Origin of the sequence: Bacillus salipaludis, from assembly GCF_030938565.1 — a bacterium.
In the GTDB taxonomy this organism is placed as follows: Bacteria; Bacillota; Bacilli; order Bacillales; family Cytobacillaceae; genus Neobacillus; species Neobacillus salipaludis_A.
The window spans coordinates 5,892,268-5,913,776 of the sequence record NZ_JAVGVR010000001.1 but is presented as its reverse complement, the minus strand read 5'-3'; the positions used below and the strand labels follow the sequence as shown (position 1 = coordinate 5,913,776).

Below are 21,509 nucleotides of genomic sequence, written 5' to 3'. Positions count from 1 at the left end.
GTGGTAAATCAAGAAATCGTAAATCTAAAAGATGGTGTAAAAATTAATATCATTAATGATTATATTGGGTCATTAATTAAAAGTTCCAATGGATATTTTGAAGAAGAACTATTAACTAATTTTATAGATTATATTCCAAATCAGGGAGTTATATACGATATTGGTGCAAACATTGGAAACCATACATTGTTTTTTTCGAAATATATGAAGCCTAATAGAATATTTTCATTTGAACCTTCAAAAGAATTATTTGAGGTACTAACAAATAATATTCGTATCAACAAAATAGATAACGTTCAGTTATATAACTCTGCAGTAGGGGAAAAAGAAGAAAAAGGGATATTAAACTTTAATACAACAAATTCAGGGGCTTCTAATATAGAAGTAAAACAAGATGGAAATATTCAAATTATTAAAATTGATAATTTAGAAATAGAAAGCCCAGATTTTATAAAAATTGATGTAGAGGGTTTTGAGTACAATGTACTTAAGGGAATGAATAAAACTTTACAAAAAAATAGACCTGTAATTTGGATAGAGATTCAAGATGAAAATTATTATAATGTTGATTCCTTTCTAAATGAACACGGATATATTCAAATTGACAGGTGGCTAGATAACTATATTTATATTAAACCTGATGGAGAAACCTCTTTACAACAAGTGGTTAATAAAATTAAAAATAAACCCTTTCAAAGATTAAATTCAAAAATAAGAGAAATTAATTTGAAGTATAGAAACATCACTCTACAAAATAAGACACTTCAAACCAAAATTAATACATTAGAACAAGGAAATTTAGTAGAAAAGAATAAGAATATAGAATTAAATCATGAGGTAAAAGAGCTAAGACAGACTATACCGTATTTAAAAGAGCAAATCGAAATTGTTAAGGCGGTAAATATTTCAAATCAAGATTCGTTAATAAAAGAATTAAAAAGCGTTCCAGAAAAGGAAATCAATTCTTTAGAAATAAAAATTGCTGAGTATAAATCAGATAAGGCATTCTTACTCAATCAAATAGAAGATTTAAAACAAAGGCTTAATAATAGTGAAGAATTCTTACAGCTCTACTATCAAGAAAAAACTCATTCAGAAATTTTAAAAAGTAAATTAGAAATACTAACAGATGAGAATAATGACTTAAGAGAAGAAGTAAATAAAAATTGTGTATTACAGGAGAAATTTTTAGAACTTAAACAATTGGCGGAAACAAAGGAAAAACAAGTTACAGATACTATGAAAAAAAATGATTCCTTAGAAAATGAGGTGAAAGTTTTAAATAATATAGCCACAGAAAAGGAATCTCAAATTGAAGAAATTACCGAAAAGAATGCAAACCTTGAACAATTAGTAGCTAATCTTGAGGAAAAACTTAATTATAAAAATATAGCAACGAAAGATCAAGAAAATACAATTAATCTTTTAAAGAATGAAATAAAACAATTAGATGTAACTTTATCAGAAAAAATGGTACAAATTAGCGAACTAACTAAAAATAATGTAATTTATAATCAAAAAATAAATCATTTGGAAATTGATTTTAATGAGAAGGAAAAAAATCTTAAACAATTTCAAGATGAAATTAAGCAAAAGAATAAAAAAATTGTGGACCTAGAAGATAAGATAAATCATCTGCAGCAACAGTATTCTGATTCACAGGAAAGATTAAATAGTAAGAAAAATGAAATTGAAAAGGTTCAAGCGGAAATTCAAATAAAATCAGACTTTATTAATCAACTTAAACGTGAACGAGAACTGTTAGTTGCTGAAAATGTGGATTTAAAATCCGAAATTGAAAATGAAATAATTGATAAAATTAGATTAATTAATAATGAAGAAATTTTTACACTAAAATTAGAAAATCAACTTGTTTTAAATAAAAAAAGCGAATTAGAAAAGGCTGCTTTAAATAACAAAATTATAAAGATGGAGAAAAAGCTAAACGCCATTACTAAAAAGTATAATGCCTTAAGTAGTTCCAAATTAGGTAAGTTAACTACTAAATATTGGACATTTAGAAAACAAATGATAAGAGGTAAGTAAATGGAATCACTATTGTTAAATAAATTAAAAAGCTTAGGGCAAGAAAAAGCAAAATATAAAAAACGTTTAAAGTATTTAAATCCAAACTTTGAATTTTCAAACATAGATGATTTTTATAATATTACATTATCTAAAGAAAAATTCGGGGTTAATCAAAAAATCACCTTAAAGAATAAAGATAATGGTATTGAATTATATTCTAGTTTACATGCAAATGAACACCAGTATTTGTACTTGAGTGATGTTAATGAAATTAAAGCAATAAAGGATTTTTTTGATAAGAAGAGCGGTCAACGGATAAATCTGACTTTATCTGGATTCTGTGACAATTCAATTGATATTGAGTTTTACTTCATATTTATTTTATCGAGCGGTGAACGAGTAAATATTAAGGTGAATCCGGGTAAAAACAAAACTTTTAATGTACCTGAAAAGGAAAAAGTACAGTCTATAAAAATAGCAATAAGGGTAAAAGGAAATGGTTTTACTTATTTGCATAATCCATTTCTATATAGTCAAGATCTAAACGGGTTGCAACAAAAACGTTCAATCAAAAACAAGGCTCCTAAAAAAATTAAAGAAATGAACGTTATTTTTATTGGAGATGAATTTACTACCCGAAGTTTTGAACCAGAATTTAATTTAATAAAGGTAACTCCCCAAAACTGGGAAGTAGAACTATCTACAGTAGAGCCAGATTTGTTTTTGTGTGAGTCAGCATGGTTAGGTAATAATGGTGCTTGGCAAAATAAAGTTGGAACTGGTGGTCCACGTGACAATTCCATATTATTAAATTTAGTTTCATGGTGTAAAGAAAATGGGATTCCAACTGCATTTTGGAATAAAGAAGATCCATTCCATTATAATGCGTTCATTGAAACTGCGAAGCATTTCGATTATGTCTTTACCACTGATTCAAACTCAGTAGAAAAGTATACTGCTGATGGCTGTCAAGATGTTTATTGTTTTCCATTTGCGGCACAGCCCAAATATCATAATCCTATTGAAAAGTACCAAAGGATAAATAATGTAGTTTTTGCAGGTGCATATTATGGTGATAAGTTCCCCGAAAGAAAACAAGTGATGGATAATATGATTGAAATATCAGGAAAGTATGGTTTAGAAATCTACGATAGAAATTACAATAATCCCGAATCACCAAACCAGTTCCCGGAAAGTTTTAAAAACTATATAGTAGGAACCTTAAAAGGAGATGAAATTGAGAAGGCTTATAAGGGATATAAGCTTTCACTAAATGTTAATAGTATCGTTGATTCTCCTACTATGTTTTCTAGAAGGGTATTTGAAATTATAGCATCTAATACCCCTGTTGTTAGTTCAGAATCATTAGGTATTAAGAATTTATTCGGAGATATTATTATTGCCTCAAATAATTTCAATGAATTACAAGATAGAATAAAAAAATACTTTGAAGATGATCATTACTATAAAACAAATAGATTATTAGGATTAAGGAAAGTTTTAGCAGAGCATACCTATACAAATAGAATTAAAATGATGCTTGATAAAATGGGTATTGAGTTCATTGAAGAGGATCACTCCGTTACAGTAGTTGGTGTTGTAAGATCCAAAGATGATTATGAAGAGCTAATGAAACAATATCAAAGACAAGAGTGGAAAAAGAAGAAACTTCTAATCTTGTTAGATATATTTGATGGATATTTGGAAATTTTTAATGCCAACAATAATAAAGAAGTAAAATCCTACTTAATAGATTATATTCATAATTATTCATCTCTTAGTGACATTATTGATACCGATTATTTTGCTGTCTTTGATAAGAAACACTTTTATGGTGATTTCTATTTAACAGATATGATGTTAGCGACGTTATATGTATCGGATTCAATTATTGTTAAAGGTTCTGGTGAAGAATATACGTTTACTGTGAATGGACATATAAGTAAATCCCTTATCAGAAAAAAGTCTACAGGTATATTAAAACCTTCAGAACTTTTGAATATTATTGAAAATAAGGATCTAAACGTACTTGATGATTGGTTTAAATTTGGGGTTCGATTCTTTAATATAGATGAATTTAATTTTGTTAACAATTATAAAGGAAAGAAAAATAGCATAAAGAAAATTAAACAGCTAACAGTTTAGGGTGAAACTATGAAAAAGATAGCTTTTATTGGACATGATTTAAAATTTATTAATCATATTATTAATTTTTTGCATGAAAAGTTAGATTACGATGTTCGAATAGATGAATGGACTGGCCACGAAGTTCATGATGAAACTAAAAGCTTGGAAATCGTTGAGTGGGCAGATATATTATTTTGTGAGTGGGGATTAGGTAACGTAGTTTGGTATCAAAAGCATAAAAAGGATCATCAGAAATTATTTGTTCGCATTCATCGTTTCGAAATGAATACAAAATATCCTCAAATGTTTGATTATGATAAGATAGATAAACTTTTAGCGATATCACCTTATATATTTGAGGAGTTTTTTAGGGTAGCAAAAGTACCTAGGGAAAAGATGACTGTTATCTATAATGCTGTTGATACCGAAAGATTTAATAAACCAAAGTTAAGCGAAGATGTGAAATTCAATTTAGGAATTATTGGTATTGTTCCAAAACTAAAAAGGTTAGATCGTGCTGTGGAAATTTTTGAAACATTATATGAAAAGGACAATCGGTATAAATTATTTATAAAGGGAAAACATCCAAAAGAGTTTGGTTGGGTATGGAATAATACAGCAGAAAGAGCACACTATGATGCTGTATTTGAAAAAATAGAAAACGCCCCGTATAAGAAAAATGTTATTTTTGAAGGATGGGGAGATGTTTCGGAATGGCTCAGAAAAATTGGGTATGTTCTTTCTGTTAGTGATTATGAGAGTTTTCATATGGCACCAATAGAGGGCATGGCATCAGGCGCATTTCCTGTTGTTTTAAGGAGAGAAGGAGTAAATACTATATTCCCGAAACAATATATTTTTAATGTAATGCCTGAAATACAAGATTTTATTAGTAACGGGAACTCTTCTTATAATGATGAGAATATTAAACCATTAAAGAAATTTGTTTTAGAAAACTATGGTTTAGAATCAGTATGCAGTAATCTAAATGCGTTATTTAGAAATACAGTAGAAAAGAGAATAAATATATGATTATATTAAATCTCCTTGGAAGCTGCGTGACTAGAGATGCTTTTTCAAACAAAGATAAATTTTCGATAAAAAATTATTTTGCTAGAACTTCCTTTGCTAGTTTAGTTTCAGAACCTATTAAAGTGGATTTAGATGACATTTCATTAAATTCTAATTTTCAAAAGAAAAGTGTGTATCAAGATTTAAACAAGTCTATTTTAAATACTCTAATTGAAGAACCTAGTGATTACTTAATAATAGATTTAATTGATGAGCGGTTTAATCTAGTTCAAATAAATAATTCAATAATAACAATGTCAAATGAACTTAAAGGATCAGGTTTATTAGACAAGTTTAATTATGTCGAAATTAATAGATTTGAAAATAATGTTTTTGATTTATGGAAGAAGTCAGTAGATGAATGTTTTAATGCTATTTTTAAGGTATATGATCCAAGTCAAGTTATTTTACACAAAACCATATGGCGAGAAAAGTACCTCGATAAATCTGGTGAAATCAAAAGTTTTTCACCATCGATGATAAACGGGATCAAAAAGCAAAACAATCTTCTAATCTCTTATTATGAATACATTGAATCGTTCATAACAAAAATTAATATTATTGATATGACAGATATTGATCTTCTATCAAGTGAAAATCATATATGGGGTTTATCTCCATATCATTTTGAAGATAAATATTATGAAATTTTTAATAATAAATTAAATGAAATAATTGAATTACCTACCTTCGATTTTTACAGTACAAAAATGGGAAGTGTAAATTTAATTAAAGAATATGATTATAAAAGGTCATATTTGGATTTAGCATTGTCAGGAAATATTGAGTTTACTAAAGGGTTGCAATTTGATGAGAGTGGTATTCCCCTTATTAAAATTAGGGATTTAGGTCCTCAATATTATCCAGTTACAATCAGTTTATACGGACTTGAATGTATTTCTAAATTTTATAATAAGAAAGATAAAAAGTATTACCAAAGTTTTATTAGTGTATGTGATTATCTAGTAAAAACTCAAGAAACAAACGGATGTTGGTATGTTAATTATGATTATCATTATGGGGTAAAAGAGGCTGGCGTATGTAAAGCCCCATGGGTTTCTGCATTATCTCAAGGTTGGGGAATTTCTTGCTTAGTAAGAGCTTTTTACCTTACCAATGAAGCAAAATATATTAATTCGGCCATTAACGCATTTAAACCTTTTATGAAGGATGTTGAAGAAGGTGGAGTGCAAAGAAAAATATTTAATAGTTACATTATGTACCAAGAGTATCCTACTGAAAAGCCAACACATATCCTAAATGGATTTATGTTTTCCTTGCTTGGAATATTTGATTTATATAAAGCAACTAATTACGAATACGTTAAGGAATTATTTGATTTGGGAGTAGAAACCTTAATAAATACTGTTTCAATGTATGACCAAGGAAATGTTTCTTCATATGACTTAACACATATAGTAATACCTGGTAATCCAAGTAAATTCCACTACGGTTATCATTTAACGCATGTAAAGGAATTAAGTGCGTTAAATTCCTTCTTGAAAAATGATATATTATCAAATGTAATCAATAGATGGTTATCATATGCTCAAGGAAACCAATCTTGTCACAGATTAACTATAAATAAACTTACTTTTGAAATTAATGGTGGTTTAAATAGTTACTTATTAAAAAATAAAGAAAATATTATTTCTATTAATTACCCTATGGATGAAGAGTTAGAATTTGCTGCCTATGTTAACTTTGAAGGGAAAAGAATACTAACTAAGAGTTATAATCTGGAAAATAATTTTAAATTTTCCCCATCCGAGGATAATTACGAATTAATTATTTATGTAAGAGATAAATTCGATAATGTTATATATAAGACCATAAGTTTAAAAGTTGGTACAGAAGATATAAAGACTTTTGAACTTATAGATATTAAGGAATCTTTAAGGGAAAAAACAATAATTTCAGTTGATAAAGGAAATCTTAGTCTATCAATTGGTCAAAATGAATATTTAGATAGGTTACGTTTTGCTTATTATGTGAAAGAAAATGGTGAGATTATTTATAAAGGATGGTACGATAGCAACCCTACCTTCCAATTCCCTATGGGAAATAGGAGTTTGGGAGATTGTGAAATCGTAGTATTTGTAAGAGATAGTGACGATAATCAAATAAACTATTCTTTAGCGGTATCTAGCTAAGAAAAACGGGGGATTAATAATGAAAATCTGTACAATAGGTCTAGGATATATCGGTTTGCCAACATCAATCATGTTCGCAAAGCATAATGTTAATGTTGTGGGTGTTGATGTTAAACAGGAAGTAATAGATTCATTGAATAATGGAAAAATCCATATTGAAGAGCCAGGATTGCAAGAAGCTTTAGAAGAAGTAATTGAAAAGGGGACTTTTAAAGCTTCTATTCAACCTGAGAAGGCAAATGCATTTATCATTTCTGTTCCTACACCAAATTATGATGATAAGTTTAAATCCTGTGATTTAACCTATGTTATTAGTGCGGTAAAATCAGTATTGCCTTATGTTGAAAAAGGGAATGTTATTATTGTGGAATCTACGATTGGTCCTCGTAGCATGGACGATGTTATAAAACCATTAGTTGAAGAGGCTGGTTTTGTCGTAGGGAAGGATATTTATCTAGTTCACTGTCCAGAGAGAGTATTGCCAGGTCAAATTCTCCATGAACTAATTTATAACAATCGTATTGTCGGAGGGATTACACCAGAATGCACAGAAGCTGGTGCAATGGTATATAGTACTTTTGTTAAAGGTGAAATTATTAAGACAAATGCCAAAACGGCAGAGATGTCAAAACTAATGGAGAATACATTTAGAGATGTAAACATTGCGTTAGCTAATGAACTTGCAATGGTATGTAATGAATTAGAAATTAATGCTTTGGATGTAATTAATATGGCAAATAAGCATCCTCGTGTAAACTTGCATACACCTGGACCAGGCGTAGGGGGACATTGTTTAGCTGTGGATCCTTACTTTATTGTTGCTAAAGCTCCGGAAACGGCTAATCTAATTAATTTATCACGTTCAATCAACACCTCTATGCCACATTATGTAGTTGAGAATGTAAATAAATTAATGAAAAATGTAGACGGTAAAGTAGTAACTGTATTTGGTTTAACTTATAAAGGAAATGTTGATGATATTCGTGAAAGCCCAGCTATGGAAATACTAGAAATGCTTAAAGAGCAAAATCATTTTGAAGTTAGGGCCTATGATCCACATGTTCAATTAAATTGGGTTATTAATGATATAGCTGCTGCGGTAAATGAATCCGATTTAATTGTTGTATTATCTGATCATGATGAATTTAAAGTAATAGAAGAACACAAACTAGTAAATATGAAAAATAAGAGAATCTTCGATACTAAAAATGTGGTAAAAATGATTCCAACTAATGTGGAATATATTAATTATGGGAATCTATTTGAATTTCTTAAAAAGGAAGCAAGCTTAGTATGATTCTAGTTTGGCAGATCTTGAAAGAACAGCTGCGTAATTTGAACCTAATTTTTAGATTAGGTCTCCATGAAGGGACAAGTCAGTACAAAATGCATTATTTAGGTGCATTTTGGCAAGTTTTAAACCCATTCATTCAAATAGGAATTTACTGGTTTATTTTTGGTTTTGGAATTAGGGGGGAGCCCCTGTAGATGGGACTCCATTTTTTCTCTGGCTTATAGCTGGGCTTGTACCATGGCTTTTTATAAGTACTGCCACAACACAAGGTTCAAATAGTGTGTATTCTAAAATTAATTTAGTATCTAAGATGAAGTTTCCTGTTTCTGTATTACCTTCTATTAATATTATAGGAAATTCTATTTCCTTTTTTATCATGTTGATAATTACTTCTATTATTTTCTTTTTATATAAATCGTTCTCGGGAGTTTATCTTTTACAAGTTCCTTATTACTTGTTCTGTCTTTATTTTTTGCTCTTTGGACTAACTTTATTATTATCAACATTAACTATAATCATAAGAGACATACAACAAATGGTTCAATCTGTCATGAGATTAATGTTATATGCACTTCCAATAGTATGGAATATAGATAAGCTGCCAAAAACTATTGTGAATTTATTACAATTAAATCCTTTTTTCTATATTATAGAAGGATTCAGAGATTCACTTTTAGGTGGGAAATGGTTTTTTAATGATCTTTCCTATACGTTATATTTCTGGTGCATTAGCTTATTAATTTTATTAGTTGGTTCAAGTGTTCATTTAAAATTTCGTCATAAATTCGTTGACTATATTTAATTGGAGGCTTTTTATTAAATGAGGCCTAAAATCGTTTTTAAAAATGTTTCAAAAACCTTTAATTTATATAAAAAACAATCAGATAAATTATTAGAAATCATTCTTTTTAGAAAAGCAAGGGATAGCTTTTATGCATTAAAAAATGTATCTTTTGAAATTTACGAGGGTGAATCCATTGGAATAGTTGGTTTAAATGGGTCAGGAAAATCCACACTTTCAAATTTGCTAGCACAAATCATTCCGGCTAGTTCCGGGTCTATAGAAATTAATGGTGAAACCTCTTTAATCGCAATAGGAGCCGGTTTAAATAATTTCTTGACCGGACTAGAAAATATAGATCTAAAGTGTATGATGCATGGATTAAAAAAGGATGAGATTAAAAGGCTAAAATCTCAAATTATTGAATTTGCAGATATTGGTGATTTTATTGACCAACCAGTTAAAAATTATTCCAGTGGAATGAAGTCCAGATTAGGATTTGCAATATCCATTCATACGAATCCAGATATTTTAATAATCGATGAGGCTCTTTCTGTTGGGGATCAAACTTTTTATCAAAAATGTATTGATAAAATGAATGAGTTCAAAAAACAGGGCAAGACAATAGTATTTATCAGCCATTCTATGTCTCAAGTTCAGTCCTTTTGTGACCGGGTGTTATGGATTCACTATGGAAGAAATAAACAATTTGACGATGCCGAGATTGTTGTTAAAGACTATAACGAATTTATAAAGTGGTTTAATACTTTAAATGATGTCGAGAAAAATAAATACAAAAAAGAAATGCGAATAGAGCAATTTAAAGAGGAAGAGGATCCAGGTAATTTTAATCCTTTAAGTAGAGGGTCAAATCGAAATAAAAATAAAGTTCGAATAAAACAAAAGGGTTATACTCTTTTCTCTATACAAATTCTTTTACTATTTGTGGGTGCACTTATAAGTGCTTCCTTCATGTTTAATCCTCATCCCTTTCAAGGTATTGAAAAGCATTTTAACCATTACTTTAATAAAGAACAAGTATCAAAGGAAGTAATAAATAAAAAAACTAGTACCAAAAAGAAAGTTGATAAACCTAAGAATATAAATCAGAATGGTGTAATAGTTTCAGGAGTTTCAACTCTATTTGATGACCAAACATTAAAAAGCAAAAAAGGAAAATTACATTTTTCTGAAAATATATTTGTGAAAAAAAAAGTTAAGGACACATATATGATTAAAACATCTGATAATTCTGTAGGTTACACAAAAGTTAAATATGTGAAGTTAAGGAAAGAGGAGTTTCCTGAGCAATCCAATATATACAAGGGACTAGCAGAATTTCTTCCAATATTCCCTGAAAACTTTTCTCATTCTTATCAATATTTTTTAGCATTTCTTAACGCTGACTCCGGGGAGCTTAGATCAAAGGTAAGAGGGTTAGCCAATGAAAAGAAACTGGATAATGGTGAGAAATCTCTAACATATTCAATCTATGATACAGAATATACTGTTAATACTGAAGACAAAATAAAATCTATCTTAATAAGTAATATTAATACAGAAAACGATGAATGGAATCAACTTAAGGAAAAGGCTTCACTTGTTTCTAATGATAACCTTTTCTATTGTTTTATTGTTAATAATTATAAAATCGTTATTAATTTGGAAGATAATAACGCGACCATATCACTGGTAATTTAGAGAGGTATAACAATGGAAATTGCTTTAATTTAAGAAGGGCTAGAAGAAATACTAAGGTTTTAGGTATATTTGTATTAGTAAATATTATTCTATCGGAACTAATTAATTGTAGGAATAGAATAGGGTTAATAATGATGTTACACAATATATCATGGGGATAAATCTTTTTGGGGATTTATCTCTATTTTTATAAAATTAGACTATACTGAGAAGTACTCTGCAATAAACCATAGGAATTTATGTAATAGTCATTTATTGCAATTTTTAAATGTTTCAATGTATAGTTTTATATGAGGTGATATAGTGCAACGAAGAAACTTCATAATAAACTTCATACTTTGGATATTATCTTTCGTCTTTGGGTATAAAATCGGAAATACCGAAGACCCGCATTCAAACACAATTAATGATAATAACGGAGTATTGAATTTTGGAGATATAAAGAAACTAAATGAACAGTTATCAGAAAAAGCGACAAAAGTAGATATATCAAAAACGATTATTTTTTATGTCTCAACATCAGGAAATGACAAAAATGATGGATTAACATTTCTAACATCTTTTCGAACTTTGCAGAAGGCCTTTGATACGATCAAAAAAATGTATAATGTCATTGATGGAACAATTAAAATAGATATAGCTGCAGGAACCTATGAACAATCGGCTACAATTGATGATGTAAAGAGTAAAAATAGGATTCAAATTATTGGTAAAAAGGATGTTTTTGGCGTTCCAACAGTGATATTTGAAGGAGCTAATAATTCTAGTTTGCCTTTCGCAATGTCCTTTTCAGGTTATATGAATGTATTAATTCAGGATGTTAAAGCACAAAACTTTGCTAAAAGTTCTAGCCGAAGTGGAATTGTTGGAAAATTGTACACCAATATCTGGACTAAAAACGTACATGCATATAATTGCGGATTTGCAGGGATAAATATGGACGTTTTTTGTAGATTGTATGTAGAAGGTGGAACAATCGATGCCTGTCGAATAGGAATTCGTGCTTATTCCAATTGTGTAGTTACCATTGGCTATAATAATCCTTCTCAAAATTATAAAGACCCGAACCATCCAATAATAAAGAATTGTAAAGAGGAAGGTGTTCTGCTTTACAACATGAGTACAGGGCACTTAGACTTTTGTGAATTAGATGCAAACGAAATAGGCGTAACGATTGAAAATTCATCACGATTACATATTTGGAAATGTTTAATTAAAAATTCAACGAAATATGGGGTATTGGTTGGCTCGTCTTCTACTTGGGTTAATGATGAAAATTATTTCCAATCAAATGCCAAAGACTACAAACGGGGTGCATATAGCACAGAGCTGAGTCAAACGGAATGCTACACCCCTATAATGCAAATTGAACCTACAGTTGCCCTTGATAAAACAACACTTACAGGTACAACAAAGGAAACGTATTTTAATTCCCTTAATGATTCTATTGTTCATCGTTTAAATGCTAATACATTTGTAACTAAGGGGCAAAAGTTAAAAATCATGGTGACAGGTTCATTTAAAGGAGCAGGAACAAAAAGAGTACAACTTAAAATAGGCACAAGATTAATAACTGGATTCACATCAGAGAGTGGCTCGACAAAGAACTTTTGTCTAGAAGTTGATTATTATGCAATAAACGGGGTGTCGCAAAAAGCCTTTGGACGATGGAGTGAAGGAGATTTAGCTAACATTGGACTCTACTCAGAAAGCAGTGCAAGACTAACAGAAACAAATGATTTAACTGTTACAGGAACATTGTCAGATACGAATGCTTCAATTGTGATTGAATCATTTGAAGTTAGAGAGATTGCTTAATAACGAAGTGTAGAATATTTCTAAGTAGCAAAGAGGGTTGAAATCAGTTCTCGTTTTAATACTGTAAAGAAGGTTCTAGAAGATTTATATTGGTTAGACAATTTTCTCATGCACAATTCAACAAACTATTTTCCCAATCTATGAAATAATTAAGATATTAATTAGAGAGGGGTTGGGGATAATGTTTTACTTAAAAGATCCTTTATGTTTTAAAGAATCCATTTTAATTTCTTTAGAGGTAGTCTCTGAAAATAACTATTTACCTGTAAAAAATTTTGCTCAGTCAATCCCTAGCGTTGTAAAAGATGGTAGATTTGATACGCCACAAGAACTTGAAGAATGCATAGTTAGTTGTATAAATGAATTTAAAAAAACGAAAACATATATTTGGCTCAGAGAAGATTTTAAAAATATCTTAATTGATGTTGAAGGACAACTAAATAAAAAAGTCTCACTAAATTGATAAAAAGATAAGACAATTAAAAGCATTGGTTAATCCAATGCTTTTTAACTTTCTACAACTCTAGTGAGATTCTGTGTTCCTTAAATAAATAAATAAATAAATAGAAAGAAGAAAACATCTTGGTCCTAATCATCCACCTAGACTATTATCCTAATTTTTTATGAAATACCCCAAAGCATGTCCCTAGGTGTTAAAATATAAAAAAATAGTTTAATTGGGAGGAGAAATAGTTGAAATATATATGGTCATTGGGACTTATGATGATTTGTATGTCATGGTTTGGAGCAGCTGTCTCTGCTGAAGGGGCGGATGTCGAGCCCGCTTTATCAAAAAACTTAGCCGGTATTGAAACAAATGCCTTCAATGACCAGGAACTAATCGTAAAATTCAGCTCCAACCTTTCTAAAATAGAAAGAAACTCGGTTCTAAAATCAGTTAATGCAACAGAAGATACCCATTTGGAGCATGGCGACTTTTCTTTTGTCAAAGTTCCCAAAGGTACAGATTTAACTAAAATGGCCCAAATATTATTAGGAAAAAAACAGATTATTTGGGCAGAGCCAAACTACAAGGTGAAAAGTACATATATTCCGCAAGAACCAAACTTTCAAAAACAATGGTATTTAAATAAAATTCAAATGCCTAAAGCATGGGACATTACAAAAGGATCGCCCCATATAACAGTCGCTGTGATTGATGATGGGGTGCAGCAGGACCATCCTGAACTGAAAGGGAAAATCGTCAGCCCGTATAATGCCGTAACAGGAGGAACGCGTTATACTCCTCATGAACATTCGACACATGTTGCCGGAATTATTGCAGCGAGCTTCAATAATTCTGGGATTGCGGGGATTGCTCCAAATGTAAAAATTATGCCGATTAATGTGTTTAATGGGGATGAGGCAAGTGATTACGCTGTTGCCCTCGGGATTAAATACGCGGTCGACCACCATGCAGACGTGATCAATATGAGCTTGGGAAGCCCTTATTACAGCTCCCTTTTAGACTATTATACAAACTATGCAAAATCCAAAGGCGTGATTCTTGTGGCTGCTGCTGGAAATGATGGCACTTTTACAAAGACGTATCCAGCGGCGTTTAAGGCTGTCGTGGGAGTGGGGGCAACCAATAGTTTTGATCATCGAGCCATTTATTCAAATAAGGGAAGTTTTATTGACTTCACTGCTCCAGGGAGCAATATTTATTCATCCATTAATGGAGGTTCCTACGCGTATTTATCTGGTACATCGATGGCAGCGCCCGTTGTATCAGGAGTCGCCGCACTGGTTCTTTCCAAAAATCCATTTTTAAGTCCGAAGCAGGTTGAAAATATTCTTAGGCATTCAACGATTGATCTAGGACCAAAGGGAAGGGATGACTACTATGGATATGGCAGGATTGATGCATACAAAGCTATGTCGAATACTCCTTCATCCACTGCGACCATTAATACTCCGAAAACCTATACAATGACGGGAAAAAACAAAGCAGCTTTTTCTTTGAAGCTGCCTGGTGAGGTTAAACTTACGATCTCGATTAAAGATTCAAGTGGGAAAACAGTCAATACCATATTAAATAATAAAATCGCATCTGGAAAAGTTTCAGCATATTGGGATGGGAAATCAGTAAATAAGAAATTTGTTCACTCCGGTACTTATAAAGTAGTTATAAAAGCCGCAAATAATCGAGCGTCTATCTCTAAGATTGAAATAATGAAAGTCGTTAATCATACCTATGCGGCTATTTTGGTATCAGGAGAATATCCGTTTTCACCGAAAGTAAGCAAAGCGATTAAAATTCCTTATCAGTTAACACAAAAAGCAAAGGTTTCTGCTAACGTAACCGATCAATCTGGCAAGATCATTAAGAATATCATGATAAACAAGCCATTGGCTGCTGGAAAGTATTCCATTGCTTGGGATGGGAAAAATACAAAAGGGCAAAGTGTTAAAGATTCCACCTATAAGCTGAATCTGTCTTTAATTGATACTTATAATAAAAAAGGAAAAACGAAAAGTGTTCCAATTCGAGTAGACACAGTTCGTCCTTCCGGAAAAATTGTTCTGTCTTCAAATATCTTTAATATGGATACAAAAAGCAGAAATACAATGAATCTACAGATGATGGAAACCGCAAAAGTTCGTGTCTTGGTCACGAATGAAAAAGGAACAACCATTAAGGAATTATCGATTAAACAATTCAAATCTGCAACTGTTAACTGGAATGGACAAGATGCTAAAAAACAATTTGCTACCGAAGGAAGGTATCGTTATCTTGTTCAAATGAAAGATTTGGCTGGGAATTCCTCAACCATTCAAAGCGAATGGTTTGATTTAAAGGATCGGCGTGTTCCAACTATCCAATCAGAAAAGGATGTTTATTCAACATTACAGGAATTAAAGCCCGTGGATTACACGTTAAGTAAAACAGGAAATGTGTCGATTGAGGTTACTCAAGGGGGAACATTGATAAAATCTATTAAAAATAATTTGGTTGAAAACCCCGGTGACCAATCGTTTCTGTGGGATGGTACAAATAACGACAACAATCTTATGGATACTGGAGATTATCAATTTAAAATCTCAATTGAAGACAAATATGGGTTACAGCAATACTTTACAGGAAATATTCATATCAATTAAGTATAAAAAAACGAGGGCTCCTTCACAAAGTTGGCCCTCGTTTTTTTATCTCTATTTTAATTCCAATTGCGCTTTTAACTCTTTTTGAATTCTCTGCTTTTCAGCATCCGGAACAATATAATAGTAGATATGATTAATCATCGCACCGTTCCCTTTAATGCTCATTTGTTGAACATTATTGGCAGCAGCCCGGTAATTCTTTTGAATATCCTTTATTTGATCAAAGGTCAGATTGGTTCGTACATTATTTCCAAGCGCGGAAAAAATGCTTTGGTATTTTGCAAGCGAGGAGAGGCTTGCACCTTCTCTTAGAACACCTTGTATGATTTCACGCTGACGTAACTGGCGGCCAAAATCTCCTCGTGGGTCTTCATGTCGCATTCTAGTAAAAGCAAGTGCTTTTTTACCATCTAATGTTACTTGCCCCTTAGAGAAACGATACCCATCCTGAGTAAAGTCTATATCATTATTAACTGTTATACCACCTACAGCATCAACAATATCTTTGAACCCTTCCATGTTTACCTTCACATAATAATCAATTGGAATATCTAAGAAGTTTTCAACTGTATTCATCGACATTTCTTCATTACCAAATGCATATGCATGGTTGATTTTATCCACTGTACCATGACCGACAATTTCAGTCCGAGTATCACGCGGGATACTTAGCATTTCTACTGATTTGTTATTTGGATTAACTGCTAATACAATTATAGTATCAGAACGACCTTTATCGCCTTTTCGTTGGTCGACCCCTAACATAAGCACGCTAAAGGGTTGTTTATTTGTTAGTGAGACTTGTTCAGCACGTTTATCTGATTTCGTTCGATCTATTGGCTGATGCATCGTTTCAACCGCATTCGTTAATGATTTATATACAGAAAATGCATAAGCACCAATTCCAAATAAAAGCAAGACTAAGACAATTCCAGTAACGCGGAGCCATCTTCTTTTCTTCTTCTTTTCAGTAGCTCGCATCATTAAACCTCCAATATTTTATATTAAAGCACAAATAATAGAATAGCAGATTTTGGCGAATTTTTATACAAATATTTGAAAAAGATGTAGAAAAACCTGTTTGGATATGTTGGAATCTTTTTTTTAATAATACCGGTCATAACCTCAACTTATCGCTTGTGCTACTTTTATTTTCTCAAATTAATCTTCAGTAAAACTTTTGTAAAAATAGAAATAAACCCTATTAATCTACCAAAAATCCTAGTAGAATAATCTTGCAATACAAAATTTTATGTCGAAGGGCGGAAGATGTGTGAAGAGAAAGATAAAAAGAAACATGAAGAGACGGCTGTTAAACAGTTCTCTAGCAACTGCACTTGCTCTTACAATGGTTCCATTGAATATTTTTCCACACTCAGCTAAAGCAGCAGGAATTTCTGAGAGTACAGTAAAACTACGTTTCCTAGAAACTACAGATTTGCATGACAATGTAATGGATTATGATTACTACAAAGATGCGCCTACAATTGAGTATGGACTGGACCGTACAGCACAGTTAATCAAAGCAGCAAGAGCAGAAAAAATAAATCCTGACGATCAAACTAGTCCTACATATGCACAAAACTCCATGTTATTTGACGCAGGAGACTTGCTTCAGGGAAATCCAATGGCTGATTATGTGGCTAAGGTTAAGAAATTAACAGCGGACGAAGTCCACCCTGTTTTCAAAGCTATGTCTCTACTAAATTACGATGCTGGTATTCCTGGAAACCACGAATTTAATTATGGTTTAGATTTCTTAAATACTGCATTGAAACATGTCCCTTACAATTTTGTAAACGCTAACATTTACAAAGACGATCATGATAGTGATCCGACAAACGATCAAAACTACTTTACTCCTTATAAAATTATTAACAAAGTGGTTAAGGACCAGAACGGGGAAGAACAAACCATCAAAGTGGGTGTCATTGGTTTTGCTCCTCCGCAGATTATGCAATGGGATAAAGATAATCTCGAAGGCAATGTCATTGCAAAGGATATCGTAAAGACTGCTCAGGAATTTATCCCAAAAATGAAGGCGGATGGCGCTGATATTATTGTTGCGATTGCCCACTCCGGTTGTGATGTTTCACAAGCTGATCAAGAAAAAGCTGAAAATGCTGTATATGGTTTAGCCAAGGTAGCAGGAATTGATGCTCTTCTTTTCGGGCATGCGCATGTAAACTTCCCTGGCGACGCTCAATTTAACAATAACGACACAATTGATAATGTAAATGGACATATTAATAATGTTCCGGCAATGGAAGCTGGATTCTGGGGTAATAACCTAGGGGTTATGGACCTTGATTTACAAAAAGTAGACGGAAAATGGACAGTAACAGACTCTAAGGCTGCATTAAGACCGCTTACGAAAACCCTTGCAGACAAAACAAAAGTGGCCACCGTTGATGGACCTGATCAAGAAATCGTTGAAGCTGTAAAAGATGTTCACGAAGGAACTCTTGAGTATGTGCGTGGGAAAATCGGCACTACCTCTGCTCCGATGTACAGCTTTTTTGCTCAAGTGCAAGATGATCCGACTATCCAAATCGTTAACAATGCGCAAACAGATTATGTTAAAAAGTGGATTGCTTCTAAAAACCCGGAATTAGCAGATATTCCTGTCTTATCTGCTGGTGCACCGTTTAAAGCCGGAGGCAGAAGCGGCCCTTCCTACTATACGAATATTCCAGCAGGCGAACTCTCAATTAAAAGTGCCAATGACTTATATCTCTATCCAAATACATTAAAAGCAGTGGAAGTAACTGGAGAAACAGTGAGGGAATGGCTGGAAATGTCAGCAGGACAGTTTAATACAGTCGATCCTAATAAAACTGAACCTCAAAATGTCGTAAATGATATTTTCCCATCCTACAATTTCGATGTCATCGACGGTGTTAAGTATCAAATTGATATTACGCAAAAGCCTAGATATGACAAAGATGGTAATCTTATTAACTCTGATTCACACCGGATTAAAAATTTAACCATGCCTGACGGTACTCCAGTTCAGGATGATCAAAAATTTATTGTTGCAACAAATAACTACCGTGCTGGTGGCGGGGGGAACTTCCCGGGTCTTAAGGGTGGAATTGGAAAAGTAGTGGTCGATTCACCAGATGAAAGCCGCCAGGTATTAATTAACTATATTGCAAACCAAGGAACAGTGAATCCTTCGGCCGATAACAATTGGAAGTTCGCTCCTGTTGGCGGTGTTGCCAAGCTCGTCTTTAATTCATCACCAGATGCTAAGCCATTTGCTGCTGCGTCACAAAATATTAAAGACATTGGAGCTAATCCCGATGGTTCTGGCTTTGAACAGTTCGCTCTGGATCAAAACGTTCATGTTCAATTATTAGGTATCAACGACTTCCATGGCCAGCTTGATACTTGGAGAACAATCAAAGATTCAACTGGAAAAGTGGTAGATTACTCAGGCGGTATAGAATATCTAGCAGCTTATTTGAAACAAAGAGAAGCTACTAATCCTGCTAATACCCTAATGCTTCAAGCCGGTGACCTTGTTGGGGCAAGCCCTCCAGTGTCTGCTCTATTACAAGACGAGCCTACCATTCGTTTTATGAATGAACTTGGCTTTGATGTAGGTACAATCGGTAACCATGAATTTGATGAGGGCGTTGCTGAAATGAAGCGTTTAATCTATGGCGGCAGCAATCCTAAAACAGAGAAATATGAAGAAAAGTATGGCAAGTTTACTGGTTCAACGATGGACTATGTAGTTGCAAACGTGGTGGATGAAAAGACAAATGAACCTATTTTACCTCCATATGTATTAAAGGAAGTGGATGGCGTTAAGATTGGATTTATTGGCGTTGTCACGACTGAAACACCAACGATCGTAACTCCTAGTGGTGTATCAGGTGTCAAATTTACGGATGAAGTAGAAGCTATTAATAAATATGCAAAAGAATTAACAATTCAAGGAGTTAAAACCATTGTAGTTCTTGCCCATGATCCTGGTACATCTAATACAGATGGCTCAAATGCAACTGGGAAAGTTGTCGATATGGCAAAAGATATTGACCCTTCCGTGGATGTGATTTATGGTGCACACGACCATAAATATTTAAACACTACAGTAAGTGGAAAGCTTTTAGTCCAATCCTGGTCTTATGGAACGGCTTTTTCGGATATTGATTTAACCATTGATCCGATCACACAAGATATTGTGTTTGAAAAGGCAGAAGTAGTTGACACACTTCACAGCAAGATTACTCCTGATGCGCACATCAAAGCGGAGCTTGATGGCTATCAAGAAGATATCAAACCAATTACAGGTCAAGTGGTTGGTGAAACAGCAGATGTTATAAGTAACACTGCAAATGAAAGTGGAGAGTCTGCACTAGGTAACCTTATTGCAGACGGAATGAAAGCAACGACTGGTACTGATTTTGGATTCATGAATTCTGGCGGTATTCGTAATCCGCTTCCAAAGGGAACGATTACTTGGGGTGATTTGTTCAAAGTTCAGCCATTCGGTAATGATTTAGTTACGATGACCATTACTGGAGACCAATTAAGAACATTATTAAATCAACAATTCCAAGCACCGCCAAGCTATAATAAAATTATGGCAATCTCAGGATTACGTTACACTTGGTCTGACAAATTACCATATGGACAAAAAGTCCTTGATATCTATCTGCCAAATGGATCGAAGATTGATCCTGCAGGAGAATACACGATCACTGTGAATAACTTCATGGCAGACGGCGGAGACGGATTTACAATCCTAAAGTCTGGTAAAAACCGTGTAACAAATAAGGTTGATTTAGATGCTTTTGTTGACTATTTTAAATCATTGCCACAGCCGGTTAGTGCGAAAATTGAAGGAAGAATTATGCTAGATACTGTAGCTCCAGATGCTCCAGATGTGAATGAAGTGAATGATCAATCAACAAAAGTAACAGGTACGACTGAAGCTGGTGCAAAAGTTGAGGTTAAAGCAAATGGAACGGTAATTGGTTCTGCTGTTGCAACAGATAATGGATGCTATACAGTAAACATTCCGGTCCAAAAGGCTGGATCTGAGTTGCTCGTAACTGCAACTGATAAGGCATTAAATGTAAGTGCAGGAACATCAGTTATCGTTAAAGATGTAACTCCTCCTAATAAACCGGTTGTAGATGATGTAGAGAATGCTGATAAAAAGATAACCGGAACAGCCGAAGCAGGATCTATTATCACTGTTTCCAGTAATAAAGGAGTTCTTGGCAGTGCAACGACTGGGCAAGATGGGAAATATTCAGTAGCATTAAAATCTGCTCAAACAAAAGGAAATGTCCTTAAAGTAGTTGCAACAGATGGCGCGGGTAACAGAAGTGAGGCTACTACTGTAATTGTTAGTGAAAAAGCACATCCTGTTTCTCATCGGTAATATGGTAGAGAAAATAAAAATAACAAAAAG

At 32.7% G+C, this 21,509-nt stretch carries 12 protein-coding genes; 11 read left to right on the top strand and 1 reads right to left on the bottom strand.

Going from position 1 to position 21,509, the window contains the following annotated elements; genetic code table 11:
• The 10 genes from RCG21_RS29380 to RCG21_RS29335 all read left to right on the top strand — a co-directional run bounded on the left by RCG21_RS29380 (position 1) and on the right by RCG21_RS29335 (position 16,078).
• Positions 1-2,046, top strand: a complete 2,046-nt coding sequence (locus RCG21_RS29380) for an FkbM family methyltransferase (protein ID WP_308914073.1) — start codon at positions 1-3, stop codon at positions 2,044-2,046.
• Positions 2,047-4,173, top strand: a complete 2,127-nt coding sequence (locus RCG21_RS29375) for a CgeB family protein (protein WP_308914072.1) — start codon at positions 2,047-2,049, stop codon at positions 4,171-4,173.
• 9 nt (positions 4,174-4,182) lie between these two features.
• Positions 4,183-5,187: a glycosyltransferase gene (locus RCG21_RS29370; RefSeq protein WP_308914071.1), complete on the top strand. Its 1,005-nt coding sequence runs from the start codon at positions 4,183-4,185 to the stop codon at positions 5,185-5,187.
• Positions 5,184-7,379 carry a DUF6270 domain-containing protein gene (locus RCG21_RS29365; RefSeq protein WP_308914070.1) on the top strand — a complete coding sequence of 732 codons (2,196 nt, stop codon included), beginning with the start codon at positions 5,184-5,186 and terminating at the stop codon, positions 7,377-7,379. The genes RCG21_RS29370 and RCG21_RS29365 overlap by 4 nt, the downstream gene beginning before the upstream one ends.
• Before the next feature lie 19 nt (positions 7,380-7,398).
• Positions 7,399-8,676: a nucleotide sugar dehydrogenase gene (locus tag RCG21_RS29360; protein WP_308914069.1), complete on the top strand. Its 1,278-nt coding sequence runs from the start codon at positions 7,399-7,401 to the stop codon at positions 8,674-8,676.
• Between the two features lie 217 nt (positions 8,677-8,893).
• Positions 8,894-9,475, top strand: a complete 582-nt coding sequence (locus RCG21_RS29355; RefSeq protein ID WP_308914309.1) for an ABC transporter permease — start codon at positions 8,894-8,896, stop codon at positions 9,473-9,475.
• An 18-nt stretch (positions 9,476-9,493) separates the two neighbouring features.
• Positions 9,494-11,155, top strand: coding sequence for an ATP-binding cassette domain-containing protein (locus tag RCG21_RS29350; RefSeq protein ID WP_308914068.1), 1,662 nt, complete (start codon positions 9,494-9,496; stop codon positions 11,153-11,155).
• 303 nt (positions 11,156-11,458) lie between these two features.
• Positions 11,459-12,973, top strand: a complete 1,515-nt coding sequence (locus RCG21_RS29345; RefSeq protein WP_308914067.1) for a hypothetical protein — start codon at positions 11,459-11,461, stop codon at positions 12,971-12,973.
• A gap of 181 nt (positions 12,974-13,154) precedes the next feature.
• The gene (locus tag RCG21_RS29340) at positions 13,155-13,436 is read left to right on the top strand and encodes a hypothetical protein (RefSeq protein WP_308914066.1); all 282 of its coding nucleotides are present in this window, start codon (positions 13,155-13,157) and stop codon (positions 13,434-13,436) included.
• 230 nt (positions 13,437-13,666) lie between these two features.
• On the top strand, positions 13,667-16,078 hold the full coding sequence (locus tag RCG21_RS29335; RefSeq protein WP_308914065.1) for a S8 family serine peptidase: 2,412 nt from the start codon (positions 13,667-13,669) through the stop codon (positions 16,076-16,078).
• A 51-nt stretch (positions 16,079-16,129) separates the two neighbouring features.
• Here RCG21_RS29335 and tagU read toward each other — a convergent pair whose 3' ends face one another.
• Complete coding sequence (gene tagU, locus RCG21_RS29330) at positions 16,130-17,059, bottom strand: polyisoprenyl-teichoic acid--peptidoglycan teichoic acid transferase TagU (protein ID WP_308914308.1); 930 nt, start codon at positions 17,057-17,059, stop codon at positions 16,130-16,132.
• 292 nt (positions 17,060-17,351) lie between these two features.
• On the opposite strand from tagU, the gene RCG21_RS29325 reads away from it, so the two are divergent.
• A complete protein-coding gene (locus RCG21_RS29325) occupies positions 17,352-21,479 on the top strand; it encodes a bifunctional 2',3'-cyclic-nucleotide 2'-phosphodiesterase/3'-nucleotidase (RefSeq protein ID WP_308914064.1) in 4,128 nt (1,375 codons plus the stop codon).
• Positions 21,480-21,509 lie beyond the last annotated feature (30 nt).

Bases quoted from the DNA above. Each gene is read 5' to 3' on its own strand.
- RCG21_RS29375 (WP_308914072.1), top strand. From the start codon at position 2,047: ATGGAATCACTATTGTTAAATAAATTAAAAAGCTTAGGGCAAGAAAAA.
- RCG21_RS29370 (WP_308914071.1), top strand. From the start codon at position 4,183: ATGAAAAAGATAGCTTTTATTGGACATGATTTAAAATTTATTAATCAT.
- RCG21_RS29365 (WP_308914070.1), top strand. From the start codon at position 5,184: ATGATTATATTAAATCTCCTTGGAAGCTGCGTGACTAGAGATGCTTTT.
- RCG21_RS29360 (WP_308914069.1), top strand. From the start codon at position 7,399: ATGAAAATCTGTACAATAGGTCTAGGATATATCGGTTTGCCAACATCA.
- RCG21_RS29350 (WP_308914068.1), top strand. From the start codon at position 9,494: ATGAGGCCTAAAATCGTTTTTAAAAATGTTTCAAAAACCTTTAATTTA.
- RCG21_RS29340 (WP_308914066.1), top strand. From the start codon at position 13,155: ATGTTTTACTTAAAAGATCCTTTATGTTTTAAAGAATCCATTTTAATT.
- tagU (WP_308914308.1), bottom strand. From the start codon at position 17,059: ATGCGAGCTACTGAAAAGAAGAAGAAAAGAAGATGGCTCCGCGTTACT.